The sequence below is a fragment of the Streptomyces sp. AV19 genome (genome assembly GCF_015999245.1).
Taxonomy (GTDB): Bacteria; Actinomycetota; Actinomycetes; order Streptomycetales; family Streptomycetaceae; genus Streptomyces.
Genome location: NZ_JAEAMR010000014.1, coordinates 32,686 through 36,658 on the forward strand (window position 1 = coordinate 32,686; position 3,973 = coordinate 36,658).

Genomic DNA, 3,973 nt, shown 5'->3' on the forward strand with positions numbered 1-3,973 from the left:
TTCCTGGGTGCTGCTTTGACTCTTGCCGATGGTGATACGCATCTGTTCACCGGGCAGGTCAGTCTGGCGGCCCATCCGTGGCTCGCGGACCACGCCGTCGCCGGCACCCCGTTGTTCCCCGGGACCGGGTTCCTCGAGCTCGCCCTCCACGCGGCCCACCACACCCTCACTCCCCACATCGAAGAACTCACCCTGCATACCCCCCTCCCGCTCCATCCCACCCACCCCACCGCCCTCCAGATCACCACCACACCACCCGGACCCGACGGCCGACGCGAACTCACCATCCACTCCCACACCCCCACCAGCGCCGGCGCCGGCGCCAGTGACGGCGACGAGACCGTCACCTGGACCCGCCACGCCACCGCCACCCTCACCCCGCAACCCGCCTCCACCGTCCCTGTCGGGGATGTTTCTTGGCCGCCGGCTGGAGCGGAGCTGCTGCCTCCCGGGCGGGTGCAGGAGCTCTATGACGGGCTGGCCGCGACCGGGCTGGAGTACGGGCCTGCTTTTCAGGGGCTCGGTGCTGTGTGGCGGCACGGGCCGGATGTCCTCGCGGAGGTGACGCTGGCCGATGAGGAAGCGCGTGAAGCCGGCCTCTTCGGTCTGCACCCGGCTCTGGCGGATGCCGCCCTGCATGCTGCCGCCCTCCTCGCACCCGCGGTCGGAACGCGGAACGAGTCCCCGCCGGCCGGCGTCACCGGCGCCGCGCTGCCGTTCGCCTTTTCCGGAGTCACCCTGCACGAGACCGGCTCCAGCGCCCTGCGGGTCAGGCTGTCCCCCGGACCAGGCCACGGTGATCAGCGCTCCGTGCGGTTGGTGATGTCCGACGGGACCGACAGGCCTGTGGCCGGCGTGGACTTCCTGGCACTGCGTCCGCTGCCACCGGAGGCACTCCGGGCGACACCGCGTACCCGATGGCATGAATCCCTGTACAGCCTGGAGTGGCAGCACCTGCCCGGGCCGGCCGAAGACGAGGCGCTGTCCTGCCCCGCCACCGCGTGGGATATCGGCCCCTTCCGTGACGATGTCCTGCTCCCGGAACTGGGCGAGAGGTATGGGGTGTTCACGGACCCCGCCGCATACGCGACGGCCTTGGAGGCGGAAGGCCGGGTGCCGCAGGGGTGGTTCCTGCTTCCCGTGCGGGCACCCGCATCCGAGGGGAGCAGCGTAGCCGGTGCCGGAGGGGAGCCGGGCCGTGGCCCGGGTGGGCTGGTGTCCGCTGTGCACGGGGTGGTCCGTGCGGTGCTGGAGGCGGTGCAGGCGTGGTCGGGGGACAGCCGGTACGACGGCACGCGGCTTGCGGTCGTCACCCGGGGTGCTGTGGCGGCGTCGCCCGGCGAGGAAGTGACGGACCTGGCCGGTGCGGCTGTATGGGGCCTGATCCGTTCCGCCCAGTCGGAGGACCCCGGCCGCATCGTCCTCCTCGATACGGCTGCCGGAACAGGCGCTGACGGCGGCCGCACCGGCACGGGCGGGGACGGTGAAAAACTCCGTTCCGCCGTCGCGGCGCTCGACACCCGCGGAGAGCCCCAAGGGGCTCTGCGCGCAGGGGAGCTGCTGGTGCCGCGCCTGTCCCGGGTCCCGGCGGCGCCATCGTCACCACCGGCCCAGCCCGCCGGCGGGACGACCACTCCCAGGACATCCGCCACCGCACCCGCCACCGCACTGCCCACGGACGAGGCCGCCGATAACGCTCCCGGCGCGGTGTCCGGCACCGGTTCCGGCGCTGGTCCCATCAGCGCGCCACCGGCCGCCTTCGGGCCCACCGGTACGGTCCTGATCACCGGAGGGACCGGCGCCCTGGGCTCCGCGCTGGCCCGCCACCTCGTCGCCGTGCACGGCGTGCGGCGCCTGCTGCTGCTCAGCCGGAGCGGCCCGACAGCCCCCGGGGCCGGTGAGCTCGGCGACGGACTGATCGAGGCAGGCGCCGCCGAAGTGACCATCACCGCCTGCGACGCGGGCGACCGGGACGCGCTGGCGGCGGTCCTGGAGAGCGTGCCCGCCGACCACCCACTGACCGGGATCGTCCACACGGCCGGTGTGCTGCACGACGCCACCCTGGCCTCACTCACGCCCGAACACCTCGACCGCGTCCTCGCCCCCAAGACCGACGCAGCCGTCCACCTGCACGAACTCACCCGGAACACACCGGACATCACCGCGTTCGTCATGTACTCCTCGGCCGCCGGCACCCTCGGCTCACCCGGCCAGGCCAACTACGCCGCCGCCAACGCCTTCCTCGACGCCCTCGCCCACCACCGCCACACCCAGGGCCTGCCCGCCCACTCCCTGGCATGGGGACTATGGGAAGAAGAGACCAGCACAATGACCGGCCGCCTGGGGCGCGGTGACCGCAACCGCATGACACGGACAGGCATCAGACCGATGCCCACAGAAGAGGCACTCTCCCTGCTCGACACCTCCCTCCACAACAGCCTCCCCGCACTCCTTCCCGTCCGGCTCAACGCCAAGGAGACCGGGTCCAGGCCATCCCTCCCCCCCCTCCTCCGGAACCTGGCCCGGGTACCCCCACGACGCACCCGCACAGCAACAACCCAGGAGAGCAAGCCCGAAGCCCTCCGCAGACACCTGGCAGGCAAAGACACCGCAGAACAACAAGAAGTAATGCTCGACCTCGTCCGCACCCAGGTCGCCACCGTCCTCGACCACCCCGGACCCGCCGCCATCGACCCCCACACAGCCTTCCGAGACCTCGGATTCGACTCACTCACCGCCATCGAACTCCGCAACACCCCACCCCCACACCACCCCTCCTCCACAACCTCACCCACCACCACCCCACACCAATCCCACGGATCTCTCAGCTATCGAATGCAGACGACCGCCGAGGACTGCTGCACTTGGTGCGCTCTCGAGCAGCTCTGGTCCTCGGACACAGCAGAGCGGACTCCGTCTCACCGAAGCAAGCTTTCCAAGATCTCGGCTTCGACTCCCTGACCGCTGTAGAACTGCGTAATCAGCTGTCCACCGCGACCGGCCTCCGTCTTCCGTCGAGCCTGGTCTTCGACCACCCGACGCCCGAAGCCCTCGCTGATCACCTGCGCACGGAACTCCAAGGGCGGAAGCACGTATCACGCGCCCTCACTCCGTCATTCGCCGCCACCGAAACCACCGAACCCATCGCGATCTCGGGTATCGGTTGCCGCTACCCGGGTGGGGTTCGCTCTCCCCACGGGTTGTGGGATCTCGTCCTCGCCGGCCAGGACACCGCTGCTGACTTCCCCACGGACCGCGGCTGGGACCTGCGGAAGCTCTTCGACCCGGACTCGGATCGACCGGGAAGCTGCCACGCCCGGCAGGGCGGATTCCTCTACGACGCGGGCGACTTCGACGCGGAATTCTTCGGCATCAGCCCGCGCGAAGCCCTCACCATGGACCCCCAGCACCGGCTCCTACTCGAAACGAGCTGGGAAGCCTTCGAACACGCCGGCATCGACTCCAGCACACTGCGGGGGACTCCCACGGGCGTTTTCACCGGCGTCATGTACCACGACTATGCGCACCACTTGCACAGCGCCCACGAAGAACTCGACGGCTACACGCTCACCGGCAGCACAGGCAGCATCGCCTCCGGCCGCATCGCCTACGTCTTCGGCCTGGAGGGACCGGCGGTCACCGTGGACACGGCGTGCTCGTCGTCGCTGGTGGCACTGCATCTGGCGTGCCAGGCACTGCGATCGGGCGAGTGCTCAATGGCTCTCGCCGGCGGTGTCACCGTCATGGCCACACCCACCACCTTCATCGAATTCTCGCGGCAGCGTGGGTTGTCGCGGGATGGTCGGTGCAAGGCGTTCTCGGCAGCGGCGGACGGCACCGGATGGGGCGAAGGCGTCGGCATGCTCCTCGTCGAACGCCTCTCGGACGCACAACGACTGGGACACCGAGTACTAGCGCTCGTACGCGGCAGCGCCGTCAACCAGGACGGAGCCAGCAACGGCCTCACCGCACC

2 pseudogenes are annotated in these 3,973 nt (G+C 70.1%); both read left to right on the forward strand.

Annotated features, from left to right (window positions below):
• Positions 1–3 precede the first annotated feature (3 nt).
• Positions 4–2,700, forward strand: a pseudogene (locus I5Q34_RS23560) (type I polyketide synthase); the annotation flags it as partial.
• A gap of 116 nt (positions 2,701–2,816) precedes the next feature.
• Positions 2,817–3,973 (forward strand): annotated as a pseudogene (locus tag I5Q34_RS23565) (beta-ketoacyl synthase N-terminal-like domain-containing protein); the annotation flags it as partial.